Here is a 26,380-nt window from a genome sequence, read left to right as displayed (position 1 = left end):
CCGCAGCGACCCCGCCCATCACTAACGGCCCCGCTGGTGGGGTTCGCTCGCGCCGGTACCCCAACTACTGGCGCGAAGCGGGCCCGCTCGGCTGTTGCCTCATCGTTGAGGGCACAGCCTGCCGGCACCACAATCCGGTCAGTTCCCAATGTCGCGGTACGAACCCGCGATCGCTTCACCTTCCTGTCATGGTTCCGGAGCTGTGGCGTCCCAGGTATGGCCGGTAGACATGTCGATCATGATGCGGTTGGGGTCGTCGGGGTGTGACTTGGCACTTGCTTTTGTTCGTGTCGTCGCGTTCAAGATCGTGCGGTGGCTGGCCCGAACGGACCGCAGGTCTCCGGCCGGCGGCGGGCTCGCCGTCATGGCCGACGTGCGTGAAAGCGTCTGCTGCAGATGGGTACAACTACCCAGGTGATGACAATGGCCGCGAAGACGGAAATGCCGACGATGGCACCCGCGGTGTGATCGATGGCGACGTCGAATATGAGAGTTGCGGTGCCGACGAGCATCAGCCCAAAGCCACAGAGGCAGACGCGAAGGGTTATGTCGGAGATGTCCACGGTGGCGCGCTTCGCCTGCGAGGCGAACAGGGTTCGGTGAATAGCGACCGGTGCTAACCCCGTGAGCGTTGTCAGAATGGCGATGATCAGTACCACTACGTAGATCGTCTCAGTCACGCGGTCAACGTCGGTGAACCCTGTTTGCAGGAAGGTGAGCAACAGAAAACCGGTCATGATTCGGATGGCGGGGTGGATGACCCGGACCTCCTGAATCAGTTCCGCCCAATTGCGGTCGTTTCGAAGGTTTACCGTTTCGCGCCGACCACTGGAATCGCGGTCCGGTTTTCCCCTCTCCTGCGGCATACCGACCTTCCTACACCCCGCCGTATCCGGCCAACATCCTTGACCCCGTGAGTTCCCCCGCCGGTCATTTGCAATTATGCAAATGATGTGGGTTGTGTCAAGCCCCATGCGGAGGCAGGCGCTGGTCGTAGGGTCTCTGGCGATCGACGCTTCGCGAAGAAGAGCGCTGTGCGGGTCAAGAGGGAGGAGACCGATGAAGAGCCGCAAGCAGACTCAGTTGCCCGAGGTTGTCGATGCCGTCGTCATCGGATCGGGTCACAACGGCTTGATCACGGCCGTCACTCTGGCGAAGGCTGGCTGGAGCGTGGCTGTGGTGGAACGCAATCAGGAAATCGGGGGCGCCACCCGAAGCGGCGAACTCGACCAGCCAGGCCTTACCCACGACTTGTATGCGACGAACATCAATCTCTTCCTTGCCAGTCCCGCGTACACGGAGTGGAAGGACGAGTTGGAGCGGGAAGGGTTCCGGCCGAAGGTCAGCACCCGCTCGTACAGCAACGTGTTCCCGGATGGAAAAGCCCTGAAGGTGTACTCCGATCAAGCAAAGACCGAGCGGCTTTTGGGCGAGCACGACGTTCGCGACCTCGAAGGCTGGCGGGGGCTGCACAACCGCTACAAGCAGTTCATGACTGGTCTGATGCCCTTGTATTCCACGTCGTTGCCGAGCGTTCGTGCCGTCAAAGGTCTGGTGGCTGCGGCTCGTTCGCTGGGTGTCTTCGAGATGCTTGAGCTTGGGCGTCTGCTGTTGGCATCCACTCGCGAGCTCGGTGATACGTGGATGTCGTCGCCGGAGGCGAAAGCGTTGATTGCGACCTGGGGGATGCACCTGGATTACGGTCCGGATGTGTCGGGTGGGGCGATGTTCCCGTTCCTGGAGACCTTCACCGATATGGAGGAGGGGATCGCTGTCGCCGAGGGTGGTATCTCGGCGCTTCCCGAGGCCCTCGCCGGCATGCTGGAGAAGGCAGGCGGCCACATCCGTACCGGGACACCGGTGGTCTCGATTGACACGGAGGCCGGTGTCGCGACGGGTGTCCGGTTGGCCGATGGCACGCGGGTGCATGCTCGACGGGCTGTGGTGGCTAATACGACTCCAACCCAGCTTTTCGGGGAGCTTCTGGTCGATTCTGGCGTCGTGGACGCGAAACTTTCGACCCGAACTGAGCGGTACCGGTACGGCCCGGGAACGATGGTGGTCCACTTGGCGCTGTCTGAGCCCATCACCTGGGCTGCCGGTGAGGAACTGTCCGAGTTCGCGTACGTTCATGTCGCCCCGTATGTCGATGATCTCGCACGCACGTACCAGCAAGCGATGGCCGGTCAGATCCCCGACAGTCCGCTGCTGATCGTGGGGCAGACGTCCCAGGTCGACCCCACCCGGAGCCCCGACGACCGGCAGGTGGTGTGGGTTCAGGTTCGTGCTCTGCCGTCGACGATTGTGGGCGATGCAGCAGGCACGATCACGGCGACCTCGTGGGATGAGGCGAAGGAGCCGGTGGCCGACCGTGTGATTGCGAAACTTGAAGACTATGCGCCGGGGATAGCGGAACTCATTTTGTCGAGGACCGTGTTCTCGCCAGATGACCTCGAAGCATCGAACCCGAACTTGGTCGGGGGCGACAGCGTCGCCGGGAGTCACCATTTGTGGCAGAACTTCCTGTTCCGTCCGTGGCCGGGGGCCTCGACCTACCGAATGCCCGTAGGGAAACTGTTCCTCGTCGGCGCCGCAACCTGGCCCGGAGCCGGGACCAACGGAGTCTCGGGCAGTCTCTGCGCCCGACGCATTCTCGACCCTCATCCCTACCGCGGCCGCATAGCGGCCGCAATCGGAACCGTGGCCGCCTTGGCCACCTCCGCGGCGATCATCAAGTCCATCGCTCGCCGCTGACCACATCCAGGAAGACAGGAAAGACAAATGACCGATTTCACCGGCAAGACCGTCTTCATCACGGGCGGCGCCCGCGGGCAGGGCCGCTCGCACGCGCTCGCTTTCGCAGATCGGGGCGCGAACATCGTGATCCTCGACTCGGTCGAAGGGGCATCCGATTCCATCGCCTACGATCTGCCCACTCAGGACGACCTCGATGCAACCCAGCGCGACATCGAGGCCAAAGGCGTGCGCTGCCTCGCCCTGACCGGTGACGTGCGGCATTCAGAGCACATCGAATCCGCTGTGAAGCAAGCCGTGTCCGAGTTCGGTTCGCTCGACGTCACGATCGCCAACGCCGGCATTTTCGCGCTCCGACCGGCGGTCGAAACCGATGACGCGCTCTGGGACGACGTCATCGCCATCAATCTCTCCGGTGTTTTCCGCACCGTGAGAGCCGCGGCCGCACAGGTGAAAGACAGCGGCGTCGCGGGTCGGATCATCACCATCGCGTCCATGGCCGGCCGGATGGAGTTCCCGAACGCAGTGGCTTACGTTGCCGCTAAATGGGGTGTGATCGGGCTTACGAAGACTTTTGCTGCAGAGCTTGGGCAGACCGGCACGACGGTGAACGTCGTGTGCCCGACGAACGTCGACACGACAATGGTGACCGACAACCCGGACGCCGCAACGCTGTTCACAGGGAAGGACGACCCTTCCGAGGAGGAGGTCGAAAAGGGGGCTGCTCAATTCACGAAGCAAGGGATTCCGTGGGTAGAACCTGAGGACGTGACGGCCGCGGTGTTGTTTCTCGCTTCGCCGGAAGCGCGTTACATCACCGGTGAGGCTCTCACGGTCTCTGGCGGTCAGATCGCTGACAACGTCGCATGACCGCCCAACGTCGGTTGTTCGAGAGGAAGATGCTGCCACATGGATGAGGGCCTGAGCATCGACTGGACCCAGATGCCCACGTACAACACGATCATGTCGGTCGCCGCGGGTGCCGGCCTGGTATCGGTGGTGCTGTTCGGGCGTGCACTGAGCCGCGGGAAAACGGTCTCATATGAGGGGCAGGCGGTGAATTTCGGGGTCCTCGGCGTCATTCTGACGGTCACCGGGGCGCATATGACGTTGACGTGGCCGTTCGCGGCGTACTTTCCGTTCGACAACATCATCTTCGGTGAGCCAAGCCTCGCCTTTGGGGTGCTGCTGCTCGCGGCAGCGTTCCTCCTCTGGCGTCGAGCAGAACAACTCCGCACCTCAACAGACCCGGTCAGTGAACTTCGCGCAATCGCGGCACCACTTACCATCCTGATCATCGGGCTGGGACTGTCGCTTCTGGCGATCGCTGCGGCCGGACTCGTGTTTCAATTGTTCGCCGCGCCGCCCGAGGAACCCATCTCTGGCCTGTTCGCTCAATGGCCCTGGGTCGAAGCGATCTTCATGTCCGGACTCTTCGCTCTCACCGGCCTCGGCGCCGTTTTGCTGCCCGCCGCCGTTCGCGGGTTGCGATCCGAGGGCAGACCGTCAGCAGTGCAGGTCGTCACCGGGATCGCTTTGGGGATGTCGGGCACGGTGTTCGTCCTATTCGGCGCGCTGAACTTCTTCACTCACATTGGGTTGATCGTCCACACCATGTGATCTCATCAGAAGAAGGAGAGGGACTCGCTTGGACAAAAGGCGAGGTGATGATCCGACCCTGGTGCGGAATCAGACTGCGCTGCAGCAGGGGCGCCGCCGACGTTGGTTGATCCCCGGCGGCATCCTCGCCGCGATCATCCTCGGTCTACTCGCGGCAGCCCTCACTCTCGAAGTCTTCATACCGACGATCGGGATTATTGTCGCGGGTGCGCTCTTTGTGGGTATGGTGATCGTCTCGGTTGCCGTGCCGTCTCCGCGCTTGCGGAACCGCGTCCTGGCTGGGCTGATGGGCGCGATGGCCCTCTCGGGTCTCGTCGTGCTTGTCCTCCTGCTGCTCAGACAAACCGCGCCGCGCTGATCGCTAGAACATCAGGGTGCGTTGGCTGCGGTCTGTTTCTTTGCGAAATATCTGGCGATCGGCACGTCGGTGGAGGAGTGCGCCACGATCGACAGGGTGATGGCGGCGACGATGATGTGGAACAGGTGTTCGGCGTCCGCTGTTCCGCTGGCTAGCACGAGAAGTCCGTACAGCACTGATGCGAATCCTTTGGGGCCGAACCAGGCGGCCGTCAGCCGCTCCTGCCAGGACAAATCACTGGCGATCAGTGCTGTCTCGACCGCCACGGGCCGGGCGACGACCAGCACCAGGATGCCGAAAAGCAGCCCGGCCCAGGACACGTCGGCGAGTGTGGACGGGGAGATCAATGCGCCGAAGAGGAAGATCGCGAGAAGCTTCACGAGTTCGGTGAGGTAATCGCCGAACTCTCGAAATGCATCTCTGATCTCTGGCATCACCGAGGCCACGGTGATGCCAGCGGTGAACGCGGCGAGGTAGAGGTTCGCTCCGGTGAGTGCTGACACCCCGAACACGATGATGCCGATCGCCGCGGGGGCGAGGCCGGAATACAGTCGGGTCGTCGTCAAGAACTTGAGGCGAAGAAGAAGCCCGACGATCAGCGGCACCGCAATCCCGAGTGCGATTCCACCCAGCAGCTCGGCGCCGAGCTCGAGTGGTTCGATGCCCGGGCCCCCTGTGGCGGCGATGAGGATGATCACAGCCGGCAGAGCGAGCCCGTCGTTCAGCCCTGATTCGATGCTCAACAAGCTCCGCACCCGCCCGGGAATCTCATCCCGGCCGACGATTGCTGATGCGAAGACCGGATCGGTGGGCGCCAGCACTGCGGCCACGAGCAGCGCCTCTGCGAGGGGAAGCCCGAGCAGGCCCGTGCCGAGGAAGGTTGTGATGATGAAAGCCAACGGCATCCCGAGGAGCAGCGCTCGGCCGGGTAGGCGCCACGCACGCCGGAGGTCTCGGAACCCGATGCGTTGCCCGTCGGTGAAAAGGACGACGAACAACGCCAGCTGGGAAAGGGTGCCCAGCGCGGGATCGCCCAAGCTCACGTCCAGCACCCCGCTGATGCCCGGGCCAAGCAGAAAGCCGGCCCCGAGGAACAGGAGCGTCGTCGACAGGAGGGTCCGATGCGCGAGTCCGGAGATGAGGATCGCCGCTAGCAGAACCACACCGAAGCTCAGAACGAAGGGAGCTGCGCCGGTCACATCAGCTCCTTGACTCTGCGTCGGATGAGTAACCAGTTCACTGGGTAGCTGGTTGCGAAACCGGCGATCATGGCGATCTGCATCACGAACCAGAACTCTGGGGTCAGCACCTGTGCGCGGCTACCGAACACGGCTGGAAGGAGTGCCAGCTGGGCGATCGCCATGACCGTGTACATCCCGATCTGCCACGACACGATTGAGAACGTGTCCGCTTTGACGGCCTGCCAGAGGCCGCGCCGGAATCCGAGATGGCGTGCCGGGACGATCGCGTAGTACTGGAAAGCAACCCCGATCAGGTATGCCAGCACGAAATCGAGCACCCAGCCGGCGAACATCTGATCGGTGAACAACCAGCTGGCACCGAACACAACAGCGAGCCCCGGAACGAATGCCAGTGCGAATTCCCCGACCAGGTCGCCCACCGTGCACCCGGCGCCGCAGTGACTCGCACCAACGGCCACCGATGCAGCCATACCGTGCTTATCTCCACCGGGCTCCGGCCCGTCGGAAGCCCGTCCGCGTCGAAGGTAGAACGCAAGCCACACGACGCTGCCGAAAAGCATCGTCAAAGGCCAGACGACGTTCATCACCCCCATCGGCTGCGGGCGGCGGACGACATCGATCGTGGTGAAAACGGCGCACCCGAAAGCGAGCATCAACGAAACCGAGGCGATGATTGTGAACCAGGCCGGGAAGTCAGAAATCGTGATGATCTCCCATCATCGAAGATGTCCGTTTAGCGGCGGTTCACCCAGGCGAGGCGCTGAGCGGCTTCTTGACTGCGCCGTCGAAGAAGACCGGGAAATGCTCGAGCGAGGCCTGCGACACCGCGCTCGGTCACCGCGATCGAACTCCTCCCGCCAACCCTGGACACTTCAATGTCCAGAACGGTCGTCCCAAGAGCTTTCCGCCGTGTGCGGATGACAAACCGATGGGACGCATCCAAACGTTCCACGCGCGTTTCGCTGCGGAAAAGGAGTGGCCACACCCCGCTCCAGTGGGTCACCGTCGATTGCGGTGCTGGCCATGTCGCATCTACGCTCGCGATCCGTTTCGCGCCGGGCAGCCAGGTGCCCACCAACCAACCGTCGGAAAGTGCGGCGAACACCGATTCCGGTGACCTCTGGGTCGTGCTTCGTGCGGTTCGCATGGCTACTCCTCCGATGCCGGTCGTGGCTTGGGCCTCTCTTATTTGCATCACAACAACCTTTCCACCGCAAGCCCCTAGGCTGCACGGTCGAATCGTCGTAAGTTTCCCGGTGTCGTGCCCAAGACGGGCAGGCCCTTTGGGATCGGCAGAGGAAGGATGACGTCGTTTAGTGGCCAATCATCTTGTGACTCTTCGTTCGGAGCGGACGATCAGTATGTCCGCTGCAGGCGACCCACTGGCTCGCCGACTGGTGTTGCTGTGTCATCCAACTCCTGGCGCCGGGCAGTTCGATCCCGACCCTGTGGTCACGTCCCGATGGGGGGCGCATCTTCTGATGCTCGACCGGCCCGGCTACGGGTCCACCCCGCCGCACAGTGACGACGAACCCCACACGATTCAGCATCGAGCAGATGACCTGGCGGAATTTCTGCAACAGTCAGAAAAGACTGCACGCTCCGCTGGAGGGACGACGTTTGGTCCTGTCGGAGTCGTCGGCTGGGGCACCGGTGGAATGGTCGCCCTGTCGCTGGCGGCACGGTACCCGGACCTGGTGGACCGGGTCGCGACCGTGAACACGGCAGCGCCGAACGGATTCACGTTCGTTCCCGGCACCGAGGCGCTACCGCCCTACAGCTGGTCGTCGCTTTTCATCAGCGACGATGACCCGGCCCTCGCCATGCGGGGCCTCGGGAACCGACTCGACCGGATGCTCAGCGAGGCGGGACTTCAAGGCAGCGCCGGGCTCGACAGCGACCGGGAGATGCTCGCCGACCACCATTGGGCGCGCGAACTCGGCCGCATCACAGCAGACGTGCGGCTCATCTACGGCGATGACGAGACGAACGCTCTCATCGACGACGGGCACTGGTACCGACGCCGCATCCGCCGATCACGAACCGTCCGGGTGCCCGGCCAGGGCGCGCTCACCATCGCCGCGCACTGGGCCCGCATCCTCGACCATGTCGCCCCGCAGCACGGCGGACTCACCGAACACACCCGGACCGACACGCAAGAAGGCGGTGGTGATCATCAGAAGTCATAAGTCCTCGGGGCGCAGTGCTGCCGCTTCGTTCTGGCCTGCTCGCTTGCTCCCGCGGTCGGTCCGTGCCGTGGGGCGCGAGGTGGAGAACGTGCGCCGCGGGCGTTTCGAACGCATGCTCTCCGGGCTCACCGCTGTGGGTGCGGTCGTGACGACCGCGGAGATTTTCTTCGAGCACGACAAAGCCAGTTTCGGGAACCGGTGGATGTGGGCACCCATCATCGTCGGCCCGATCGGCGCCGCCGCCGGCGCAGCCGGATATTTCAGCCGCCGGGCCGCGAAAACGATCCTGCCGCTGGCATCCGCGGTGACCGTCGCCAATGGGCTGCAGGGGACGGTGCTTCACGCGCGGGGCATCGCTCAAAAGCCTGGTGGGTTCTCGAACTTCCGCTACAACATGGAGATGGGCCCGCCTCTGCTGGCCCCGCTTCTGGTGACTCTCGTCGGCGGCATGGGCTTGCTCGCAGCAGTGTTGAGGCGGGAACGATGAGCGCGACGCTGCCGCTGCCGCCGAGTGAGGGCGGGCCGCGATTTCCGGGCTTTGACGTGATGACCCGATCCCGGGAATGGGATGATGCAACCCGTGCCACGGTGCATTCCCGGCTGCACTCACTGCCGGCCATTCGCTTCTTCACCCGAGAAGAGGAGGCGACAGCAAAGTGTTTGCTCGACCGCCTCGTCGGTCAGCACGATGCCAACGGTGACGTAACGGTCGACTTGGTGCGGATGGTCGACGCCCGGCTGGCTGAGGACCAGACCGATGGCTGGCATTACGACACGATGCCCACCGACGAGGACGCCTGGCGGCAGAGCCTCGCCGCGCTCGACGACGACGCACGTGCCGCCCACGATGAGGCCTTCGCGGACCTTGATCGCGATCGGCAGAGAGCGGTGATCGAAGCCGTCCGCACTTGCACCGACGAGCGGTGGCACGACTTGCCGCCGCGGGCTGTGTGGAGCTTGTGGACCCGGTATGCCGCAACCGCGTTCTACTCCCATCCCGCGGTCTGGAACGAGATCGGTTTCAGCGGCCCGGCCTACCCTCGTGGCTACAAGAACCTCGGCGTCGGTCGCCTCGAACCGTCGGAAGTGCACGACGTCAATCCAGGCGATGACCCCCTGCGGAGGCAGCCGTGAATGTGCGCGACCGCAACGAATCGGCCTGGCTGCTCAGCCCGGCGGGCGCGATCGAACCGGGCAGGCGGGAGCGGATGCGACGCTTCGACGACGACGACGTGCTCGACGCCGTGATCGTCGGATGCGGTGCGGGCGGCTCCACGATGTTGCAGCGTCTGGCCCGAGGAGGATGGAAGGTCGCAGCCCTGGAGGCGGGACCGTTCTGGGACCCCGAGACGGACTGGGTCAGCGACGAGGCCGGGTCGCACAAGCTGTATTGGACCGATCCGCGGCAGATCGGCGGAACCGACCCTGTGCCGCTCGGGTCCAACAACTCCGGCCGAGGTGTCGGCGGGTCGATGGTGCACTACGCCGGCTACACTCCGCGATTCCACCCGAGCGACTTCCGCACCCTCACGAACGACGGGGTGGGCGCCGATTGGCCGATCGAGTACCCCGACCTCGCCCCCTACTACCGCGACATCGAACAGGAACTGCCGGTGGCGGGCGAGCGCTGGCCGTGGGGTGATCCGCACAGCTACCCGCACCGGCCTCATCCGGTGAGCGGCAACGGAGAGATCTTCCTCCGCGGAGCGCAGGCCATCGGCGTGACGGCGAAGGTGGGCCCGGTCGCCATCCCGAACGGCCGGTTCGGACACCGCCCACACTGCATCTACCGGGGGTTCTGCCTGCAGGGCTGCAAAGTGAACGCGAAAGCCTCGCCACTCATCACCCACATCCCGGATGCCATTGAGCACGGCGCGGAAGTGCGCGCCGAATCGATGGTGATCGGGGTGGAGACAGATGCCCGCACTGGGCTGTGCACCGGAGTGCGGTACCTCCGCGACGGGAAGGAGCGGGTACAACGAGCTCGCCGGGTGATTCTCGCCGGCTACTCGATCGAGACCCCGAGGCTGCTGCTGAACAGCACCTCGACGAGGTTCCCGGACGGCCTGTGCAACGACTTCGACCTCGTCGGACGCTACCTCATGGTGCAGGGCGCACCCCAGACGGCTGGACGGTTCGACGACGAGGTCCGGATGTTCAAAGCTCCACCGCCGGAGGTGAGTACGGAACAGTTCTACGAAACCGATGACTCCAAGTCGTACAAGCGGGGATTCTCGGTGCAGACGGTGTCTCCGCTGCCGATCACCTGGGCCGAACACGTGATGGCGCAAGGCTACTGGGGCGACGAATTCCGCAACTACATGTCCGACTACGTGCACTGGGCATGCCTCGGTGCGCTCTGCGAATTCCTCCCACAGAAAGAGAACCGGGTCACCCTCGCCGATCAAACCGACCGGAACGGCATCCCCGTAGCCCACTTCGCCTACAGCCAGTCCGAGAACGACGGCCGACTGCTGGCGGCCGCGCAATCGGTGATGGAAGACATTCTCAATGCCGCCGGAGCCGGCGAAGTCATCACCATCAAACGGTACGCCCACCTGGTCGGCGGGGCGCGAATGGCCGGGAACGAGAACGAAGGGGTCGTCGATCAGGATTGCCGCACCTTCGCGGTCCCCAACCTCTTCATCGTCGGTGGCAGCGTGCTGCCCACGCAGGGAGCTGCGAACCCGGCGTTGACGATCATGGCTATCGCCGCACGCGCCGCCGACGCGCTATTGGGAAGGGGCGCCCCTCGCCCCGCAAAGCAGCAAAACGGGCGCTGAGCGCCCCGGGAGGAGACCATCATGGCAACGGTCAGCGATTTCGTTATCCAGCGCTTGAAGGATTGGGGCGTCACACGGGTGTTCGGTTTCCCCGGCGACGGAATCGGAGCACTCGACGGAGCGCTCGGCGACGCCGCCCGACACGGTGACGGACTCGAGTACGTGCGGCCCACCCACGAGGAGATCTGCGCGTTCATGGCGGTAGCGCACGCGAAGTTCACCGGCGAAGTCGGCGTCTGCATCGCCACTTCCAGTCCGGGCGCTTTCCACTTGCTGAACGGTCTCTACGACGCACAGATGGACAACCAGCCCGTGGTCGCCATCGTCGGCCAGCAAGGCCTGGATGCGCTCGGGACATTCACGCAACAGGAGAGCAACCTCGAGCGCGTCTTCTCCGATGTCGCCGCCTACGTGCACACGATCGTTGCGCCCCAGCAGGCGCAGGCGGTGATCGACACCGCCTTCAGAACCGCGATCACCCGCCTCCAGCCGACGGTGATCATCCTTCCCCACGACGTGCAGGCGATGCAGGCCGGTTCGCTCTCGCCGGCGCACTGGGTTGCCCGGTCCAGCAGCGCCGCGGCATCCCCGGCGATCACCCCGCCGAAGCCGGAGCTGGAACGCGCTGCAGAGATCATCAATGCGGGGGAGCGGGTCACGTTCCTCGTCGGCGCCGGCGCAACGGGGGCCACCGATCAGGTCCTCGAAGCGGCCCGCCGCTCCGGCGCCGGGATCATCACCGCGTTGCGCGGGAAGGACGTGGTTCCCTCTGACGTGCCGTTCCACACCCAGCAGGTGGGGCTGCTCGGCACCTTGCCGAGCCTGCACCAGATCCAGCGCTGCGACACGATCGTCATGCTCGGAACCAACTACCCCTATGGCGAGTTCCTTCCCGAATCGGGTCAGGCCCGCGGCATCCAGGTCGATTTGAAACCCGAGCAGCTCGGTGTCCGCTACCCGACCGAGGTGAACCTCTGGGGCGACGTGGCGAGCACTCTTGACGCACTCATCCCGTTGCTGAACCACACCGATGACCTGAGCTGGCAGGAGCAGGTCGCCGATGAGATGCGCGGGTGGGAAAGGGAGATGGAGGCGCAGGCGATGGTCGGCTACGAGTCGGGAGCCAACCCGCGGCGCGTCTATCACGAGCTCAATCGGCGTCTGCCCGAGAACGTGATCGTGACGGCGGACGCGGGTACCACCGCCGACTGGTACGGGCACCACATCCGGTTGCGCCGCGGGATGCGAGGCGATCTCTCCGGTCGCCTCGCGAGCATGCTCGCGGCGATGCCCTACGCAACGGCTGCGAAGTTCGCCCACCCGGACCGGCCCGTGGTGTGCACCATCGGCGACGGAGCTTTCCAGATGCTCGGGATGAACGAGCTGATCACCGTGAAGAAGTACCTGGACGGGTGGGAGAACAAGCAGTTCATCGTGCTCGTTCTCCACAACGACGATCTCTCGCAGGTGTCCTGGGAGATGCGCACCGAAGACGGCAACCCGATGTGGCGCGGGTCGCAGGACATCGAATCGGTCGACTACGCCGGCTGGGCCGAGCTTCTCGGCTTCAAAGGCATCCGATTGCGGGACGACGACTCAGTCGCGGCCGCCTGGGACGACGCCTTCGCCCACGACGGCGTGACCCTCATCGACGCCTACGTCAGCAAGAACGTTCCCCCGCTGCCACCGCACATCACCAAGGAATACGCCAAGAACATGGGCATGGCGCTTCTCAAGGGCGACCCGAACGAACTCGACGTCATCAAGGACTCCGCCCAAGCCCTCGCCACCGAGGGCATCGAGCGCGTCAAGGGAGCACTGCATCTAGGTCGAGACCGTGAGAAATGAGCGAACGGATGCCGTGATCGACCGGATTCACATCCGCGCCTACGAGATCCCCACAACCCTGAACGGCGAACCAGTCCCCGAGTCCGACGGCACCGCCCGATGGTCGAGCACCGGAGTTCTCGTCGTCGAGGTCGACGCCGCGGGTCACCGCGGACTCGGCTACTCCTACACCTCCGCGAAGGCAGCTTCACACGTGGTCGAGGACATACTCGCGCCAGAACTTCTCGGCATGGATCCGATGAACAGCAAAGCACTGTTCTGGGCGATGGCTGCGGCGCTACGCAACACAGGATGGGCCGGAATCGGCGCGAGTGCGCTCTCGGCCCTCGACATCGCCGTTCACGATCTCGTCGCGAAGATCCTGGACGTTCCCCTGGTCACTCTGCTGGGAAGTGGGCCGGGCACGGTCATGGTCTACGGCAGCGGCGGCTTCACCAGCTACACCCCAACAGAGCTCGCAACCCAATTGGCCGGTTGGGCCGCCCAGGGCATCGGCGCTGTGAAAATGAAGGTCGGCCGCGAGCCTCGGCTGGACCCTGCACGGGTCGCCTCGGCACGAAATGCCGTCGGCGACGACGTTGCGCTTTTCGTCGACGCGAACGGCGCCTACAGTCAACGACAAGCGGCAGTCCTGGCCCACCGGTTCTCAGACCAGAGCGACGTCACCTGGTATGAAGAGCCCGTCACGAGCGACGATCACGACGGACTGCTGTGGTTACGAGATCGCGTGCCACCCGCGATGGCGATCGCGGCAGGCGAGTACGGCTACCGCCCCAAGGACTTCAGCGATCTGCTACGAGGTCCCGCCGTCGATGTGCTCCAGATCGATGCGACACGTGCAGGAGGAGTGACCGGCTTCCTCATGGCCGCCGAGCAGGCGCGCGCCGCCCACGTCCCCATCAGTACACACACCGCACCGGCGATTCACGCCCCCCTCGGGGCCGCCGCTGGAGCCGTCCACGCCGAATACTTCCACGACCACGTCGTCATCGAGGATCAGCTTTTCAAGGGGGTTCCCCGGCCGCATCACGGCCGGATCGCCGCGCAGACGGAACGAGCAGGCCACGGTCTCCGCCTCGCTCAGCCCGACGGACCATGTCTCTTGCATGAGCTGGTCGTGACCGGGCCACGGGGGAGCTGATCGTCGCGGAGACGTACCTGGATGAAAAGGCGGTGTGCTCCCGAAGGAGCACACCGCCTTCCGTGTGTCGTCAGCCCTACGAGGTGAGGGTGTCGACGTAGTCCTTGTTCTCGTCGGCCCAGGTGGCCACGATCTCGTCGTAGTCGTCGCTGTCCGCACCGCTGTTGAACATCACGTTCTCGAGCGAGTAGAGGTGCTCGGAGTCGAGGGAGAAGTCCTTCACCCAGCCGGCGAGGGTGGGGAAGTCGGTCTCGAAGTCTGCGCTTCCGATCGAGTGGATCGACTCAGCGGTACCGAGCGCTCCCTTCGGGTCGGCGAGGTCCTTCAGGTCGAACTCGTCGTAGGCCCAGTGCGGGCGCCAGAGCGTGACGGCCACATTGTCGCCGGCATCCATCGCCGCCGTGAGCTCGGCCAGCATGGCGGGGGTCGACGAGGTGATGTAGTCCATCCCCTCGAGGCCGTAGCCCGGGATGACGGCGTTCTGTGTCTGCTCGGTGAGGCCTGCTCCGGGCTCGATGCCGATGAGCTGGTTGCCGAAGAGGTCGGCGTTCGCCGCGAGGTCCTCGAGCGAGTCGACGGGTGCGTCGGCGTTCACGGCGATGGTGAGGGATGCCTCATCGTTCCAGGCGCCGAGGTCGACGAGGGAGTCGCCGTACTGCTCCATGTAGGTCTGGTGGGTGGTGGGCAGCCAGCCGTCGAAGGCGATGTCGTAGTCGGCGGTGCTGAGGCCCGTGAAGACAGGCCCGGCATCGGCGTATTCGAATTCGACGTCGTACCCCTTCTCTTCGAGTACGTGCTTCCACAGGTAGGAGGCGGCTTCGCCCTCGGGCCAGCCGTTGAAGACGGCGACGGTGAGGTCGCTCTTGTCTCCGTTGTCGAGCCCGGAGGCGTCATCGGCGCTACCCAATCCCGAACAGGCGGTGAGGGCGAGCAGTGCCGCTGCGGTGATCGCGGTTCCGGTGAGGAAATGCTTCTTCATGTGTTTCCTTTCGGCCGTGGGCTGTGACCACGGCGATTGGGGGTGGGTCACGCCAGGGTGATCGGCTGCCTTCTGGGGGAGACGATCTCGGGCGTCGTGTCGGACGCTGGGGTGGCGTTCGAACGTGGGGGTCGACGGCGGCGGTTGCCGAGCGAGGAGGTGAGCCGGTCGAGGATGATCGCGAGGATGACGACGCTGAGGCCCGCTTCGAAGCCGAGCCCGACATCCACGCGGCTGAGGGCCTGAACGATGTCGCGGCCGAGACCGCCGGCACCGACCATGCCGGCGATGACCACCATCGACAGCGACAGCATGATGACCTGGTTGATGCCTGCGAAGATCGACGGCGCTGCGAGCGGGAGCTGGATCTGGCGGAGGATGCGCCCCGGTGTGGCGCCGAAGGCGGACCCCGCCTCGACGATCTCCTTATCCACGCCGCGGATGCCGAGTTCGGTGAGTCGCACGCCGGGTGCCATCGCGAAGATGATCGTGGCTACGATCCCGGGAACGACGCCGACCCGGAACAGGATCAGCGCGGGGATCAGGTAGACGAACGCGGGCATCGTCTGCATGAAGTCGAGGATCGGCTTGATGATGGCCGAGGCCGGGCGCGATCGTGCCGCGAGGATTCCGAGGGGCACGCTGAACAGCACCGCGATCGAGGCGGCCACCAGCACGAGGGCGAGTGTGTCCATCGCGTTCTCCCACTGACCGATGCCCGCGATCACCAGGAGGCCGGCCGCGGTGCCGACGCCGAAGATCCACCCTCGCAGCAACAATCCGAGTGCCGCGATGACGAGGATGACAGCCCAGAAGGGTGGGGTGGCCAGAACCCAGTCCGCGGCCTCGTAGAGTCCGGAGAACACGACGCGGATGGCGTCGAAGACAGGTCCGAAGACGGCGGTCACGACATCGACCGCGGTCTCCGCCCAATCGCCGAGGGGTAGTCGCCAGTCCATCAGTTCGCTCCGTTCATCGCGTTCGCGGGGGCATCGGCACCCGTGGCCCTGAGGGTCTGGGTGATGACGTCGATGGGGATGGTGGCGGGCGGGTCAACCGTTGCGATCTCACCCGTGGAGGCGGGAAGGTTGCCGAGTGCCGCGAGCAGCGTCACCCGGGGGACCACCCCGAGGAGCCGGCCGTCCGCGTCGGTGACCGCGACCGGAAGTACCGATTCGATCGAGAGCTCCACGAGCTCGCTGATCGGTGTCTCGGGGGCGGCCGAGAGGTAATCGTCCTGGACCACCGCGGAGAGGTCGCTTTCGCCGCTGGTCACCAGGGACATGACGGCGCGGTCGTGCACGGTGCCGAGAAGCGTGCGATTGGGGCCGATCACGAAGGCGGCCGAAGTCTGCAGGTCCCGCATCCGGCGCATCGCGGCTCGTGGTCCCGACGACAGGGAGATCACCGAGCGGCCCGGCTCCATGATGCTCGCAGCGGTCAGCACGCGGGCGCGGTCGACGTCGTGCACGAACTTCTCGACATACTCGCTGGCCGGATCAGTGATGATCTGCTCGGGGGTGTCGACCTGCACCACCCTGCCATCACGCATCACCGCGACGCGGTCGCCGAGGAACATGGCTTCGTTCAGGTCGTGGGTGATGAACACGATGGTCTTGCCCAACTGGGTCTGCAGCTCGAGGAGCTGCTCCTGCATCTCGCGCCGGATCAGCGGGTCGAGCGCCGAGAACGCCTCGTCCATCAGCAGCACGTCGGTGTCAGCGGCCAGAGCGCGGCCGAGGCCGACCCTCTGCCGCATCCCGCCCGACAACTCGTCGGGGAGCTTGTCGCCCCATCCGCCAAGGCCGACCAGATCGAGGATCTCGCCGGCCCGCGACCGGCGTTCGGCCGTGGAGACGCCCTGGATCTCGAGTCCGTACGCAACATTCTCTGCCACGGTGCGGTGGGGGAGCAGAGCGAAGTGCTGGAAGACCATCGACACGTGATTGCGTCGGAGCTCTCGCAGCTCACTCGTGCTGGCTGTGCCCACCGAGGTGCCCATGATCGACACGTCGCCGGCCGTCGGCTCCAGCAGTCCGTTGAGGGTGCGGATCAGAGTCGACTTGCCCGACCCCGACAGCCCCATCACCACGAAGATCTCGCCGGGCTCCACTGTGAACGAGGCATCGATCACCGCTGCCGTGCCCAGCTTGGACACCTCGTCTCGGGAAGCTCCTTCGCGCAGGCGTCGGACGGCGTCGTGGGGTTTGCGGCCGAAGATCTTGTAGAGGTTCGTGACCTCGACGGCGGCTCTTTCGGGCATGGGTTCTCCAGGGGCGCGCAGATATCGCGCGTTCAGGTCGACCGGGTCCGAGGAGCGGCAACGGGCGTGGCAGCCTCATGGATGCGGGCACGCAGCTCGGGACCATACGACACACGCTCGCGTCGGGCGAGGGGTCGCGGATTGGGTTCGAATGCCACTGGTGTGAGGCCGGCGGCAGGAATCGATGTTACCGATCAGCGGAAGAGGAAACCATTTGCGCGCACGCAATATTTGCGACAGAACACGTATTCGCGTTCCTCGATGCCTGTGTTCTAGCGAATGTGGCCGGGCTGATCCGTTATGGAGACGTTACGCGCACTCGGCCGAACAAGTGAGTCTCTGCAGCTCTCGACCTCAGGTATCCCTACCGGGTGGTGCTCGAGTGACCCGCAGCCGGCCACATCGGCACAGCCTTCCGGTGGAGCCACTTCGCCTAAGCTGCACTCCTCGGAAGGCTCTACCCGCCGCGGGTGGCCCGTGCTTGGTCAGCTGGCGTTGATCGCGGTGACTCCGATCAGTAAGAACCAGGCGATGAATCCTAGATAGATGAGCAGCTCGAAAAGGCCGAAGAGTCCACGGTGTCGTGTGACGCGTTCGATCGGAAGACCGACCGCGCCGATGGCGCCGACGATTGCGAAGATCGTTGACCAGGTTGCCTCGACGGAGAATCCGGCATCATGGAGCGCCCCGGCGGAAACGAAGGCAGCCGCGATGGCGGACCCAAATGCGCTGAACGCCAAACATTTGTGTACACGCCCGACCCGCGTGACGGGTGACCCGGGCGGGTCCATACGCAGGAACGAGATCGAGGCCCGCGCCGCCACGAAAATGACGAGGAGAAGTGTGGTGACTGCGGCAGGGGAGCCGAGCATGCCGTAGAGGGCGATGATCGCGCCGACGCCCGCAGCGGCGGCGCTCAGCGTTGAGATAAGAATTGCCGGGCGGACCCGAGTCAGCGTCACCGTGAGACACGAGGACCTCCTGGTCGATGCGGGAACCTAGACAGCTCCACTCTCGACCGGAGGTCCTCCTCGCGTCCAGAACTACCGCGAAACGTCACACTTCAACCAACCTGCCTGGGCAGTACACCTAGGGATGCGAGTGTCTCGTCGGGTTCGGAAACCTTGGGGGCGTGACCTTCAAGTCGGAGAGCTAGATGGACGCCTTTTCGCGGCTACCTCTTGATCTTCTTGTGGACTTTCTTGGCGACGTTCTCGGCAGCCTTTACGCGGGTGCCGATCACGTAGCCGGTGATTCCGACGGAGACTACGACGATCCAAGTAATGGGTTTGGGCATGACTTCTCTGCTTTCTGGTTATTTACGTTATCGGTTCAGGAGGGCGCGAATTCCGTCTTCGAGTTCGCTGTTCCCGGCAGGTAGCACTTCGTTCGCCTGGTCTGCGGGGACGAATCCGGCCGCATCCGTGGTGAGTCGGGCGATGTAGCCGATTACGGTGTCTTCGGGGTCGGCGATGATCTCCAAGTCGTATGCAACCTGGCTGGATTGCACCCGATACGTGTCCCCGTCGACGGTCACCTGAATTGGTTTCGTTTGCTCGTGATCTATGAAGTCGCCGCCCGTGTCCGTCATGAGGCCACTGGGTGTTGTGCGGGGGTAGACGCAGGCCAGGTGCCTGAAGGGTTCTCTACTGGCGCGCCGTCTGGTTCAGTTCCCTCGTCAGGGTCGACCTCTTCCGGTGAAGGGGTGTGCTCGGGGCGTGGGTTACTCATCGTCCGCACTTCCGCCCGATGCTGTTTCTTCTCCCTCTCTCGACGTGCTGCGGTCCGAACCTGACCCTTCCGCTATTGCACCGGTGTTTGGGTGTCCTGGGGCATCGTGGTTGTCATGAATCCTCCTACTGCGCGACGCTACGCCCACTGGGTCCAATCCGGTCGGGCTTGACGACACCGCCCTACGGCACCACCATCGTCGTCCCGGGTGGCGGCCTAGTCCGGAGACCGCACCCGGGTGAGTTTGTCGGTGTGCTGGCGGCTTGGGCTTCGGTCTAGTAGTTGTCGAAGTCGATAAAGTCGTCGGTTGGGTGTTCGTTGATCGGGTGGGCGGTGGTTGTGGTTTCTTCGATTGTGACGTGGCTGTGTGGGGTGACGAGAACTTCGGTGGTGTGGTGGTCGTGGTGGATGGTGACTAAGGATCCGCCGTTTCGGGAGGCGGCTTCGATGTCGGCGCGGAACACATCCATATCGGTGGTGTCGTTGAGGACGTAGACGGCATCGTGGATGTGGACCAGCATCGACATCGGTATCCCTTCCTTTCGAAGACGGCGTCCGCCCTCATCCTGGCTATTCGTTGCCAGGCGGCCACACGCCTGGTGTGTGCATGCCATTTCCTGGGCGCTGTACGGATCAGGGAGGTCGTCTCTGCGACGTTGAGGGTGACCCTACGCCTGGCTTACGGTTGGTCGCAGCGGTTGACAGGTGAGATGCACAGTTTTATGGCGGTGGCGATGGGTTGTGCTGGAGTGTGTTTCCGGGGATGGTGTGGGTACCAGTCAGGGTGCGGATGAAGAACACGGTCCACGCAGGTCGGCCGTTATGCGAATTCCTGAAGACTCTGAATCAGAAGGGCCCGCTCATGGGTTCCTTCATTTATGACGGCACGACGGTGCAGTTCGAGGACCGGCTCCTCACTCATCTGCAGATCGTGATCATCCAGAAGTTCCAGCGTCAGGAGTCGTTCCTGATGTCGTGGAAGGATTCACCGAACATCGGCGATGGCCGTGCGGCGATCTGGTTGACGCCGAATATCCCAATCTATTTCAAGTTTCTTGGTTCCCGCCTCCCGGAGATCAACCGGGAGTGGTTGGCCAAGCTTGCCGAGTCCTCGGATAGTTCCAGTGGCCTGATCGTGGTGGGCGAAGACGGAAAGCTCGCCACGAGTGTTGACAACGGCAAATATCCCGGCTCTCTCAGCTGATCAGGTCAGCGGTAGTGGGGGTAGTTCGGGTAGAGGTAGCCCGGCGCCCAGAATGGGCCGTATCCGTAGTACCCCAGAGTGCCTACGAGGTAGTCGGGTTGGGTGACGATTTCGGGATCGTAGGTGGGGGCGCCGGCGACGAACCCGCGGTCCTGGTTGATGCGCACCTCATCGGTCGTGATGGCGGTGATCGCGTCGACGGGGATGAAGGTGGTGTCTTGCCCGATGCCAAGGAACCCGCCGGATGCGACTTCAACAAACCGGACCTTTCCTGCGTCCTCGTCGATGAGGAGATCGTGTGCCCGGCCGAGGTCCTGGCCGTCGCGGTCTTTGACGTGGCGGCCACGAATGTCCTCCTCGGGCGAGGCGAGTTGCTGATCGGTCTCACTGAGCTTGACTAGGGTAGGGGATTCAGTTGAACCCATAATCGTGGTCCTCTCTCTTCCTCGCGAGGCCCTGGAGCCTCGACGTTTGTTCGTACTGGCCTATCAAACCTGGTCCCATCCGGCAAGCGGTGACATCGACGGGTAGGCGCCGTACCGTTGCCAGGGCACAACGGGGTGCGTCGACCTGCTTCCATTCGTGACCAGTTTCGGATGGTCAGTGAAGGACGCCTATCCTCGGCAGAGGGTGTTGGCCTATGGTCGCCGGACGGTTTCCGCCTCCCCCGCGGCGGGGACCGTCACGGCCGGCAGCACACGCTCGATACCAGGCGCTTCCGCATTCAGACTGGACCAACCGTGGTGTTGCGCAACGGATCTTTTCCCAGCACTCTGATCAGATCTCGACTTCCTGCTTGCGACCCGAAGCTATCCTCAGCCTGTGTCAAGCCCCTCCCAAGCTAGCGGACGGGTCGTAGGGTCTCGGGCATAACGCAGGCATTCCCTCGCGGAGTGCGCGCACCGATAGCAGGGCTGCCGGGGATGGCTGCCGCGGGCGACCTGAGCGGTGGCCACGACCTCGTCGCCACCAAACTGGCTCGGCTTCTGTCTGTTCAGGCAGAAGAAATCGTTGAGGAGATTGTTATGACCGATGTCCATGGCACCCCCGAATACACCGAACACCTCGACGACCAGCCCTCGAGCGGGAAGCCATTCGAGCCGTTCACCGATCCCGGTCAGGTCGCTGATGCTGATGTTGAACAGTCCACCAGTCACAACCTCTCCGATGCAGGAGAACCCGACCGGGACAGCGACGCCCGCCAAGAGGAGCACGCTCACGAAGGACACGACGCGGAGTGACGGGCATGCCCCCATCGATCACACAACGCTCTGCAGCCGCAGCGCGTCCCGGCGAGACCGCCACGAGAAGGATTGGGGAATCCCGATAATGGCCGCACCATCTGATCGGCAAAGCTCGACCGCTGAAGACCGGGTGCTGCCGCGGCCACGCTGGCTGCTCTTCGGGGCGTTCCTCGCCGCGGCTGGAATCGTCTTGTTTGTCGTGGCACTCCGCATCCAGACCATTACCCCGGTCGTCGGAATAATTGTGACGGCGGTGCTCTACGCCGCGATGCTGCTGACCCGACTACTTGCCCGGAACCCTCGCACCCAGAACCTGGTCCTCGCCTGGCTGATGGGCGTCATGGCAGCAGGACTGTTTGCGCTGTTCCTGATCATTCTGATCATCGAAGTAAATCGCCTGTCGGCCTGAGGCAGCTTCCATCGAGTTCCCCCAAACCCACCCCGGCCACCTCGTCGTCGACGACTGGGGCCAGCGGCCGGAACTGAGCCGACCGACCCCACGCACAAAGAGATCCAAGACGTTCTCTTCGAGAGGCGATCAACAAAGCCTATGACCCCGCTGCTATTGGAGACGCTTCTGGCACAGGCAGGCGGCGGCGACGAGGCTGCGTTCTCCGAACTCTACGACCGGTCCGCCGCCCACGTCCTCGGACTCATCGCCGCCATGCACCCGGACACCGCAGCCCAGCTGTGCCAAGACGCCTACCTTGAGATCTGGCGGCAAGCCCCACTGTTCACCCGCCGATCGACGAGCGCGGTCACGTTCATCCTCCGCATCGTGCACGACACTGCCACCACCTAGTCCACATCAATCGTCCGGGGGTGTGCTGCCGGTCTGGGGCGATAGGGCGAAGCGCCACTCCAGCCGACAAGTCATGCAACCCGGCGTCACGAAGCCCTTTGACCGCCGGACATTGATGAGGATCGGCAGAGTCGGTTGACACTCCACACGACGACGGTGGCCTGGGTTCTGCGCACTCGAACTGCCGATACATCCCTGGCCGTGATGTGGCCGAGATTCCGGGGGTGGGAAAGCAGCCGTCCGGGCTCGCCTTCGGCCGTTCGCGCGGGTAGGAGATCCAATAACGGCATTGAGCACAATGGCTAAAGCCTGCAAGAGCGCGTACCTCTATATAAGTGTCGTTGGCTACTGCTCGTCTTGGAGGTGCCGGTAGATGGTGGGGCGGGAGACGCCGAACGTGTCGGCGATCTCCTGCACGGTGTGATTGCCGCTGTCATACATCGACCGGGCCTGCCGGATCTTGTTCGGAGTCATCTTGAATTTCGGCCCGCCTTTTCGACCTCGAGCTCGGGCTGCGGCCAGACCGTCGTGAGTACGTTCAACGATGAGGTCATGCTCGAACTCCGCGATCGCCGCGAGCATATGGAAGAACAGCCGACCCCCAGGAGTGGTCGTATCAATGCCCTGCGACAAGGCCTTCAATCCGATGCTGCGCTGCTGCAGCTCGTCGGCCACCTGCTTCAGGTTCCGAACCGAACGGCCAAGCCGGTCAAGCTTCGTCACGACGAGCGTGTCCCCGTCGCGCAGATACGCCAGCGCATCCGTCAGGGCCGGTCGCTTAGCGAGTGTGCCCGATGCGTGTTCGACGAAGATTTTGTCGCAGCCAGCAGACTCGAGCACGTCGGTCTGTCCGTCGGGATTCTGATCCCGGGTCGAGACGCGCGCGTAACCGATCGTTACCATGCCTCACTGTAACGCGAACGCCGCTCGCTTTACGTAGATTGCGAACACGAGTCATGAGACACGACACGCCGTTCTCGGATCGAAGGGCGTCGACCGTCTCGCAAACGTTCGTACGTGTACACGACATGACGTCATTTGAGACCTCTTCAGTGACGCCGCATCCCGGCAGCAAGGCCCTGCCGCACGCCGAGGGGTGCAACATCCGCCTGAGCGTGAATTTGAACACTTTGCCATGGGGTGGCGTGTTGGTCGAAGTGGCTGCTGTGCCGGCGAGCTGGTCGAACGGCGACAAATTGTCTACTTCCGTTCGACCGCGTTGTCGGCACGGCGAAGCACGCTCTCTGCTCGCTGCACTCCGCGACTGACGCTTGTGACGAGCACGAGGGACCGGATACCGATGAGGATCACCACCACGGTCACGAGTGCCACGAGAAACCAGGCAAGGTATTGCCAACCTTGGAATTCTGCGATGGACAGCCATTCCATTCCGTAGCCGCCGGCGGCAGCGAGCGGGAAGGTGAATGACCAGAACCCGAGAGAGAACGGTAGCGTGCGGTAGCGCGGAATCAGCGCCACCTGTTGCAGCGCCATGATCACGAGCAGGCCCAACAGGGCTGTCGATATGAGATCGGGGTGTTCGCCGTTGATGGTGAACCAGGCTGCTCCTGCGACGGCCGGCGGGGCCAGCAGGATTGCACATGTCGGGGTGAGTGCTGCCGGCAGGGGGGCGAAGAAGGCGAGCCTTGCTAGCAGAACGGTTGAGATGACGATCCAGAAGAAGATGCCAACGGCGAAGCATCCGATCGCCAGCAGCGGCAGTCCCACTTTGGATGAGGTCGTGGCCGCAATGAGCCCGGCCGCGACGGTGGGCAGCAGGTAGCCGCCGTGGAAGGCTTCTGGGCTGAGGTTGCCAGTGTGCCAGAAGGCGAGGATCCACGCGGCGAACACTGCGGCTGCTCCGATCGAGAGCACGACGAGGATCTCGCCCGGAACGGGGAGGAACCGGTAGAGGTCCGCCCCGAGAAGCATCCCGACGACCGGTACCAGAGCCGCGATCGGTCCTTGAGCGGGGTGTCGCAGCTGCTGTGCCAGGGTCTCGGCACTCTTCGCGCCGCGGCGGAGGTGCGCGACGATCAACCACACCCAGGAAACGAGCACTGCAGCCCAGAGCACCTGTCCGATCACCTCGGAGGTGCCGAGCAGGTGAGCGGCTGTCGTCCAGATGGTGGCGAGTCCCGCCAGGCCAAAGGCGATGGCGAAAGTGTTCAGCGGAATCCGTTGCACAGCTCGTCCTTGACGAGCACGTGAGGCGGCCGTTTCTTCAGTCATTCGACGCCTCCATCCGGCCACTGAGAAGTGGTGAACCTGCGGCAGCGCCGGTCGCGTCCATGACGGACAGCTGTCGGCGGAGTTGTGCGTTCTTCCGCTCCAGCGTGGACACGCGGGACCGCAGAGCTTCGGTGGCATCTCCGATTTCGTCCGCGGTGTATCGGGGTGTGATGTGTTGGGGGCAGTTCCAGTCGAATGCGTTCACTGTGACGATGATTGCCCGTTCGGCTACGGCCTCGGTGTCATCTGGATGCACCAGCCTTTCGACTAGGGCAGGGTTCTCGTCGTAGCGAGTCACCTGTGCTGTTCCGTAGATCTTCAATCGGCGTCTTCTTGGGTAGTCCATCGCGATGATTGCGATTCGGTCATTGGTGCGGAGGTTGCCGGTTGTGATGTGTTGAAGGTTGCCTCGATAGTCGGCCCAGGCCAGTGAGTGCCCGTTATTCACCCTGATGAACCCTGCTGGTCCGCCTCGGAACTGCACGTAGGGCCACCCGGTTTCTCCGACAGAGGCTAGGTAGAACGAATCGCGGCTTTCAAGGAAGTGCTTTTCCCGGTCCCCCAGGGTTTCGGGTGCTGGATCTTCGCAATCCGCCTTTCCTCGGCCATAGAATTCGGCGCTGCCGTAGCTCTCTTGTTCCGCGGAGACGGTGTCTGTGAATGCGATGCATCCGTATTGGCGGCTCATGGGTTCACCTCTGCAATTCGGTCAACCCGATGCTTGCATGCGGGCCGGTAATGGATGTTGGGTCGGGATACCTGGTGGCGATCGACTCACCCTGCGACGCATGGAACTGACAGTTCAGGTCGTAGCGGCCTCGTGTGCCTGGGGGTTCCGCAACTGTTACGGAACCCCCAGGATGACGGTTACTTCACATCAAGGTGCGAATTTCCGTACGAATGCGAGGGCTGTATCGGCAACCTCTCGCCATCCCGAGTCGATGATGAGCGAGTGCCCACGATTCGGGAGGATCGCCAGCTCGGTCTCGCCGACGTTCTTCTTCTGGATGCGGTACTCGTTCTCCACGACGGCCTGCGGCACCGTGTTGTCGTCGCTACCCGAGATCAGCAGCAGCGGTCCGCGGCCGTGGTTGTCCGTGACCACCTTCGTCTCCGCAAATGGGTTGAAATTGGCGGTCGCGGCCTGAAAGATCGGCACACTCGACGCCGGCACGTGGAACTCCTCGTAGAGGGCGCGGCCTTCCTCTTCGCTGAGAGCGTTGGACCAACTGAATGCGAACTGCTCCCAGGTGAGCGTCACGCCATGCCTGGTGTGGTTGAACCGCAGCAGGGCGGGTGCCGCCGCTTTGAGTGCTGCCGGGGGGAGCGCGGTCACGCCCTTGAATTGGGCCGGGTCGATTGCGACGGTCACGGCGTTCTTTGATTCGCCGGCGAGCTTCTGCGCGATGAGGCCGCCGAAGCTGTGGCCGATGACGACGGGGGCCTGGTCGAGGGCGTCGATCGCCTCGGCGTAGTGCTCCGTGACTTCCTTCACCATCTTGCCCGCGAACGCGTCAGGGTCGGCTTTCGCCTGCTCGACCGTCTCGGGGTCATCGGGCCAACTGGGCGCCAGCGTCGCGTAGCCCTGTTCTTCGAAGAGGTCGCGCCAGGCCTGCCAGCTGCTGGAGAGCAGCCAGAGTCCATGCACGAACACGACCGGCGTCTTGCCGGAGTTGTTCGCCGCGGTGATCTCGTCGAGTTCTGGGGTTGAGAGGGTCATGGTCATTCCGTTCTGTCGTGTGGTGTTCACAATTTGATCCGCTGCCACGCCATCAGGCTGATGTGCGTGACCACGTCGTGGTGGGGGGTCGGGTCGGGCTCGGGTACTGCCCGGATGCCCGGGGTGGTGTCCAGCAGGACGAGTCCGGAAGCGATGAGCTCGGAGACAAGTTGAGGAACGTCCTGTTCGACGCCGGGCTGAAGGGTGACGATGCCCGATCCGCGTAGCTCTGCGAGCAGCTGGGGGAGGTCTCGTTCTGCGATCTCGGTGTAGGCCGAGAGCTGCACAGTCATCTCCGTCTCCGGCAGTT

At 63.8% G+C, this 26,380-nt stretch carries 30 protein-coding genes; 14 read left to right on the top strand and 16 right to left on the bottom strand.

The genetic code is table 11. The annotated features are described in order from the left end of the window. Window positions 1–362: 362 nt before the first annotated feature. Window positions 363–866, bottom strand: coding sequence for a DUF6328 family protein (locus HQQ85_RS20620; RefSeq protein ID WP_173184688.1), 504 nt, complete (start codon window positions 864–866; stop codon window positions 363–365). A 193-nt stretch (window positions 867–1,059) separates the two neighbouring features. On the opposite strand from HQQ85_RS20620, the gene HQQ85_RS20615 reads away from it, so the two are divergent. Genes HQQ85_RS20615 through HQQ85_RS20600 form a run of 4 tightly spaced genes read left to right on the top strand, consistent with a single transcriptional unit; the run spans window position 1,060 to window position 4,732 of the window. Further along, window positions 1,060–2,754 carry an NAD(P)/FAD-dependent oxidoreductase gene (locus HQQ85_RS20615; protein WP_173184686.1) on the top strand — a complete coding sequence of 565 codons (1,695 nt, stop codon included), beginning with the start codon at window positions 1,060–1,062 and terminating at the stop codon, window positions 2,752–2,754. A gap of 27 nt (window positions 2,755–2,781) precedes the next feature. After that, complete coding sequence (locus HQQ85_RS20610; protein WP_173184684.1) at window positions 2,782–3,624, top strand: mycofactocin-coupled SDR family oxidoreductase; 843 nt, start codon at window positions 2,782–2,784, stop codon at window positions 3,622–3,624. A gap of 39 nt (window positions 3,625–3,663) precedes the next feature. Continuing rightward, window positions 3,664–4,374, top strand: coding sequence for a DUF981 family protein (locus tag HQQ85_RS20605; protein ID WP_254069633.1), 711 nt, complete (start codon window positions 3,664–3,666; stop codon window positions 4,372–4,374). Between the two features lie 28 nt (window positions 4,375–4,402). Next, window positions 4,403–4,732 carry a hypothetical protein gene (locus HQQ85_RS20600; RefSeq protein ID WP_173184682.1) on the top strand — a complete coding sequence of 110 codons (330 nt, stop codon included), beginning with the start codon at window positions 4,403–4,405 and terminating at the stop codon, window positions 4,730–4,732. A gap of 11 nt (window positions 4,733–4,743) precedes the next feature. Here the strand turns inward: HQQ85_RS20600 and HQQ85_RS20595 are convergent, their stop codons facing one another. Both HQQ85_RS20595 and HQQ85_RS20590 read right to left on the bottom strand, forming a co-directional pair. After that, window positions 4,744–5,931: a cation:proton antiporter gene (locus HQQ85_RS20595; protein ID WP_371741987.1), complete on the bottom strand. Its 1,188-nt coding sequence runs from the start codon at window positions 5,929–5,931 to the stop codon at window positions 4,744–4,746. After that, window positions 5,928–6,587 (bottom strand): DUF4396 domain-containing protein, encoded by a 660-nt coding sequence (locus HQQ85_RS20590; RefSeq protein ID WP_173184680.1) that lies wholly within the window; start codon window positions 6,585–6,587, stop codon window positions 5,928–5,930. Before HQQ85_RS20590 ends, HQQ85_RS20595 begins: the two co-directional genes overlap by 4 nt. Window positions 6,588–7,295: 708 nt before the next feature. Between HQQ85_RS20590 and HQQ85_RS20580 the strand changes: the two genes are divergently transcribed. The 6 genes from HQQ85_RS20580 (at window position 7,296) to HQQ85_RS20555 (ending at window position 13,895) form a co-directional block, all read left to right on the top strand. Continuing rightward, window positions 7,296–8,123 carry an alpha/beta fold hydrolase gene (locus HQQ85_RS20580; RefSeq protein ID WP_173184676.1) on the top strand — a complete coding sequence of 276 codons (828 nt, stop codon included), beginning with the start codon at window positions 7,296–7,298 and terminating at the stop codon, window positions 8,121–8,123. Between the two features lie 79 nt (window positions 8,124–8,202). Then, complete coding sequence (locus HQQ85_RS20575; protein WP_371741986.1) at window positions 8,203–8,610, top strand: hypothetical protein; 408 nt, start codon at window positions 8,203–8,205, stop codon at window positions 8,608–8,610. Beyond that, window positions 8,607–9,257: a gluconate 2-dehydrogenase subunit 3 family protein gene (locus HQQ85_RS20570; RefSeq protein ID WP_173184674.1), complete on the top strand. Its 651-nt coding sequence runs from the start codon at window positions 8,607–8,609 to the stop codon at window positions 9,255–9,257. Before HQQ85_RS20575 ends, HQQ85_RS20570 begins: the two co-directional genes overlap by 4 nt. Continuing rightward, window positions 9,254–10,906, top strand: a complete 1,653-nt coding sequence (locus HQQ85_RS20565) for a GMC family oxidoreductase (RefSeq protein WP_371741985.1) — start codon at window positions 9,254–9,256, stop codon at window positions 10,904–10,906. The genes HQQ85_RS20570 and HQQ85_RS20565 overlap by 4 nt, the downstream gene beginning before the upstream one ends. Window positions 10,907–10,927: 21 nt before the next feature. Further along, a complete protein-coding gene (locus tag HQQ85_RS20560; protein WP_173184673.1) occupies window positions 10,928–12,754 on the top strand; it encodes a thiamine pyrophosphate-requiring protein in 1,827 nt (608 codons plus the stop codon). Beyond that, window positions 12,744–13,895, top strand: coding sequence for an enolase C-terminal domain-like protein (locus HQQ85_RS20555; protein WP_173184671.1), 1,152 nt, complete (start codon window positions 12,744–12,746; stop codon window positions 13,893–13,895). Before HQQ85_RS20560 ends, HQQ85_RS20555 begins: the two co-directional genes overlap by 11 nt. 76 nt (window positions 13,896–13,971) lie before the next feature. Here HQQ85_RS20555 and HQQ85_RS20550 read toward each other — a convergent pair whose 3' ends face one another. The 7 genes from HQQ85_RS20550 to HQQ85_RS20525 all read right to left on the bottom strand — a co-directional run bounded on the left by HQQ85_RS20550 (window position 13,972) and on the right by HQQ85_RS20525 (window position 19,395). Further along, window positions 13,972–14,874 (bottom strand): glycine betaine ABC transporter substrate-binding protein, encoded by a 903-nt coding sequence (locus HQQ85_RS20550; RefSeq protein ID WP_173184669.1) that lies wholly within the window; start codon window positions 14,872–14,874, stop codon window positions 13,972–13,974. 47 nt (window positions 14,875–14,921) lie between these two features. After that, window positions 14,922–15,833 (bottom strand): proline/glycine betaine ABC transporter permease, encoded by a 912-nt coding sequence (locus tag HQQ85_RS20545; protein ID WP_173184667.1) that lies wholly within the window; start codon window positions 15,831–15,833, stop codon window positions 14,922–14,924. Further along, a complete protein-coding gene (locus tag HQQ85_RS20540; RefSeq protein WP_173184665.1) occupies window positions 15,833–17,137 on the bottom strand; it encodes a glycine betaine/L-proline ABC transporter ATP-binding protein in 1,305 nt (434 codons plus the stop codon). Before HQQ85_RS20540 ends, HQQ85_RS20545 begins: the two co-directional genes overlap by 1 nt. A gap of 485 nt (window positions 17,138–17,622) precedes the next feature. Then, window positions 17,623–18,099, bottom strand: coding sequence for a hypothetical protein (locus HQQ85_RS20535; protein WP_173184663.1), 477 nt, complete (start codon window positions 18,097–18,099; stop codon window positions 17,623–17,625). A 212-nt stretch (window positions 18,100–18,311) separates the two neighbouring features. Further along, window positions 18,312–18,434 (bottom strand): hypothetical protein, encoded by a 123-nt coding sequence (locus tag HQQ85_RS21420; protein ID WP_256430746.1) that lies wholly within the window; start codon window positions 18,432–18,434, stop codon window positions 18,312–18,314. A 27-nt stretch (window positions 18,435–18,461) separates the two neighbouring features. Then, window positions 18,462–18,728: a hypothetical protein gene (locus HQQ85_RS20530; protein ID WP_173184661.1), complete on the bottom strand. Its 267-nt coding sequence runs from the start codon at window positions 18,726–18,728 to the stop codon at window positions 18,462–18,464. A gap of 415 nt (window positions 18,729–19,143) precedes the next feature. Then, window positions 19,144–19,395: a hypothetical protein gene (locus HQQ85_RS20525; RefSeq protein ID WP_173184659.1), complete on the bottom strand. Its 252-nt coding sequence runs from the start codon at window positions 19,393–19,395 to the stop codon at window positions 19,144–19,146. 263 nt (window positions 19,396–19,658) lie between these two features. Between HQQ85_RS20525 and HQQ85_RS20520 the strand changes: the two genes are divergently transcribed. After that, window positions 19,659–20,072 (top strand): ATP-dependent DNA ligase, encoded by a 414-nt coding sequence (locus HQQ85_RS20520; RefSeq protein ID WP_254069632.1) that lies wholly within the window; start codon window positions 19,659–19,661, stop codon window positions 20,070–20,072. 5 nt (window positions 20,073–20,077) lie between these two features. Here the strand turns inward: HQQ85_RS20520 and HQQ85_RS20515 are convergent, their stop codons facing one another. Further along, window positions 20,078–20,497, bottom strand: a complete 420-nt coding sequence (locus HQQ85_RS20515; RefSeq protein WP_173184658.1) for a PRC-barrel domain-containing protein — start codon at window positions 20,495–20,497, stop codon at window positions 20,078–20,080. 498 nt (window positions 20,498–20,995) lie between these two features. Here HQQ85_RS20515 and HQQ85_RS20510 point away from each other — a divergent pair, with 498 nt between their 5' ends. The 3 genes from HQQ85_RS20510 to HQQ85_RS20500 all read left to right on the top strand — a co-directional run bounded on the left by HQQ85_RS20510 (window position 20,996) and on the right by HQQ85_RS20500 (window position 22,118). Then, the gene (locus tag HQQ85_RS20510; RefSeq protein WP_173184656.1) at window positions 20,996–21,313 is read left to right on the top strand and encodes a hypothetical protein; all 318 of its coding nucleotides are present in this window, start codon (window positions 20,996–20,998) and stop codon (window positions 21,311–21,313) included. 88 nt (window positions 21,314–21,401) lie between these two features. Further along, complete coding sequence (locus tag HQQ85_RS20505) at window positions 21,402–21,725, top strand: hypothetical protein (protein ID WP_173184654.1); 324 nt, start codon at window positions 21,402–21,404, stop codon at window positions 21,723–21,725. A 141-nt stretch (window positions 21,726–21,866) separates the two neighbouring features. Then, window positions 21,867–22,118, top strand: coding sequence for a sigma factor (locus HQQ85_RS20500; protein ID WP_173184652.1), 252 nt, complete (start codon window positions 21,867–21,869; stop codon window positions 22,116–22,118). Between the two features lie 345 nt (window positions 22,119–22,463). On the opposite strand, the gene HQQ85_RS20495 is transcribed toward HQQ85_RS20500, so the two are convergent. The 5 genes from HQQ85_RS20495 to HQQ85_RS20475 form a co-directional block, all read right to left on the bottom strand. Next, complete coding sequence (locus HQQ85_RS20495) at window positions 22,464–23,021, bottom strand: recombinase family protein (RefSeq protein ID WP_173184650.1); 558 nt, start codon at window positions 23,019–23,021, stop codon at window positions 22,464–22,466. A gap of 297 nt (window positions 23,022–23,318) precedes the next feature. Beyond that, window positions 23,319–24,350: a hypothetical protein gene (locus tag HQQ85_RS20490; protein WP_173184648.1), complete on the bottom strand. Its 1,032-nt coding sequence runs from the start codon at window positions 24,348–24,350 to the stop codon at window positions 23,319–23,321. Continuing rightward, window positions 24,343–25,038 carry a pyridoxamine 5'-phosphate oxidase family protein gene (locus HQQ85_RS20485; protein WP_173184647.1) on the bottom strand — a complete coding sequence of 232 codons (696 nt, stop codon included), beginning with the start codon at window positions 25,036–25,038 and terminating at the stop codon, window positions 24,343–24,345. The genes HQQ85_RS20490 and HQQ85_RS20485 overlap by 8 nt, the downstream gene beginning before the upstream one ends. A gap of 189 nt (window positions 25,039–25,227) precedes the next feature. Continuing rightward, complete coding sequence (locus HQQ85_RS20480; RefSeq protein WP_216851945.1) at window positions 25,228–26,076, bottom strand: alpha/beta hydrolase; 849 nt, start codon at window positions 26,074–26,076, stop codon at window positions 25,228–25,230. 20 nt (window positions 26,077–26,096) lie between these two features. Further along, window positions 26,097–26,363, bottom strand: coding sequence for a hypothetical protein (locus HQQ85_RS20475; protein ID WP_173184646.1), 267 nt, complete (start codon window positions 26,361–26,363; stop codon window positions 26,097–26,099). Between the last annotated feature and the right edge of the window lie 17 nt (window positions 26,364–26,380).

The sequence above is a fragment of the Herbiconiux sp. VKM Ac-2851 genome, from assembly GCF_013205105.1.
Classification (GTDB): domain Bacteria; phylum Actinomycetota; class Actinomycetes; order Actinomycetales; family Microbacteriaceae; genus Herbiconiux; species Herbiconiux flava.
This window is presented reverse-complemented; position numbering and strand designations above follow the sequence as displayed.

Excerpts from the sequence above, each read along its gene's own strand:
- HQQ85_RS20545 (WP_173184667.1), bottom strand. The coding sequence starts at position 15,833 with ATGGACTGGCGACTACCCCTCGGCGATTGGGCGGAGACCGCGGTCGAT.
- HQQ85_RS20615 (WP_173184686.1), top strand. The coding sequence starts at position 1,060 with ATGAAGAGCCGCAAGCAGACTCAGTTGCCCGAGGTTGTCGATGCCGTC.
- HQQ85_RS20485 (WP_173184647.1), bottom strand. The coding sequence starts at position 25,038 with ATGAGCCGCCAATACGGATGCATCGCATTCACAGACACCGTCTCCGCG.
- HQQ85_RS20475 (WP_173184646.1), bottom strand. The coding sequence starts at position 26,363 with ATGACTGTGCAGCTCTCGGCCTACACCGAGATCGCAGAACGAGACCTC.
- HQQ85_RS20480 (WP_216851945.1), bottom strand. The coding sequence starts at position 26,076 with ATGACCATGACCCTCTCAACCCCAGAACTCGACGAGATCACCGCGGCG.
- HQQ85_RS20560 (WP_173184673.1), top strand. The coding sequence starts at position 10,928 with ATGGCAACGGTCAGCGATTTCGTTATCCAGCGCTTGAAGGATTGGGGC.
- HQQ85_RS20495 (WP_173184650.1), bottom strand. The coding sequence starts at position 23,021 with ATGGTAACGATCGGTTACGCGCGCGTCTCGACCCGGGATCAGAATCCC.
- HQQ85_RS20540 (WP_173184665.1), bottom strand. The coding sequence starts at position 17,137 with ATGCCCGAAAGAGCCGCCGTCGAGGTCACGAACCTCTACAAGATCTTC.
- HQQ85_RS21420 (WP_256430746.1), bottom strand. The coding sequence starts at position 18,434 with ATGCCCAAACCCATTACTTGGATCGTCGTAGTCTCCGTCGGAATCACC.
- HQQ85_RS20525 (WP_173184659.1), bottom strand. The coding sequence starts at position 19,395 with ATGTCGATGCTGGTCCACATCCACGATGCCGTCTACGTCCTCAACGAC.
- HQQ85_RS20590 (WP_173184680.1), bottom strand. The coding sequence starts at position 6,587 with ATGCTCGCTTTCGGGTGCGCCGTTTTCACCACGATCGATGTCGTCCGC.
- HQQ85_RS20500 (WP_173184652.1), top strand. The coding sequence starts at position 21,867 with ATGACCCCGCTGCTATTGGAGACGCTTCTGGCACAGGCAGGCGGCGGC.
- HQQ85_RS20620 (WP_173184688.1), bottom strand. The coding sequence starts at position 866 with ATGCCGCAGGAGAGGGGAAAACCGGACCGCGATTCCAGTGGTCGGCGC.
- HQQ85_RS20490 (WP_173184648.1), bottom strand. The coding sequence starts at position 24,350 with ATGACTGAAGAAACGGCCGCCTCACGTGCTCGTCAAGGACGAGCTGTG.
- HQQ85_RS20580 (WP_173184676.1), top strand. The coding sequence starts at position 7,296 with ATGTCCGCTGCAGGCGACCCACTGGCTCGCCGACTGGTGTTGCTGTGT.
- HQQ85_RS20570 (WP_173184674.1), top strand. The coding sequence starts at position 8,607 with ATGAGCGCGACGCTGCCGCTGCCGCCGAGTGAGGGCGGGCCGCGATTT.
- HQQ85_RS20530 (WP_173184661.1), bottom strand. The coding sequence starts at position 18,728 with ATGACGGACACGGGCGGCGACTTCATAGATCACGAGCAAACGAAACCA.
- HQQ85_RS20550 (WP_173184669.1), bottom strand. The coding sequence starts at position 14,874 with ATGAAGAAGCATTTCCTCACCGGAACCGCGATCACCGCAGCGGCACTG.
- HQQ85_RS20605 (WP_254069633.1), top strand. The coding sequence starts at position 3,664 with ATGGATGAGGGCCTGAGCATCGACTGGACCCAGATGCCCACGTACAAC.
- HQQ85_RS20515 (WP_173184658.1), bottom strand. The coding sequence starts at position 20,497 with ATGGGTTCAACTGAATCCCCTACCCTAGTCAAGCTCAGTGAGACCGAT.
- HQQ85_RS20520 (WP_254069632.1), top strand. The coding sequence starts at position 19,659 with ATGAAGAACACGGTCCACGCAGGTCGGCCGTTATGCGAATTCCTGAAG.
- HQQ85_RS20505 (WP_173184654.1), top strand. The coding sequence starts at position 21,402 with ATGGCCGCACCATCTGATCGGCAAAGCTCGACCGCTGAAGACCGGGTG.
- HQQ85_RS20510 (WP_173184656.1), top strand. The coding sequence starts at position 20,996 with ATGGCTGCCGCGGGCGACCTGAGCGGTGGCCACGACCTCGTCGCCACC.
- HQQ85_RS20610 (WP_173184684.1), top strand. The coding sequence starts at position 2,782 with ATGACCGATTTCACCGGCAAGACCGTCTTCATCACGGGCGGCGCCCGC.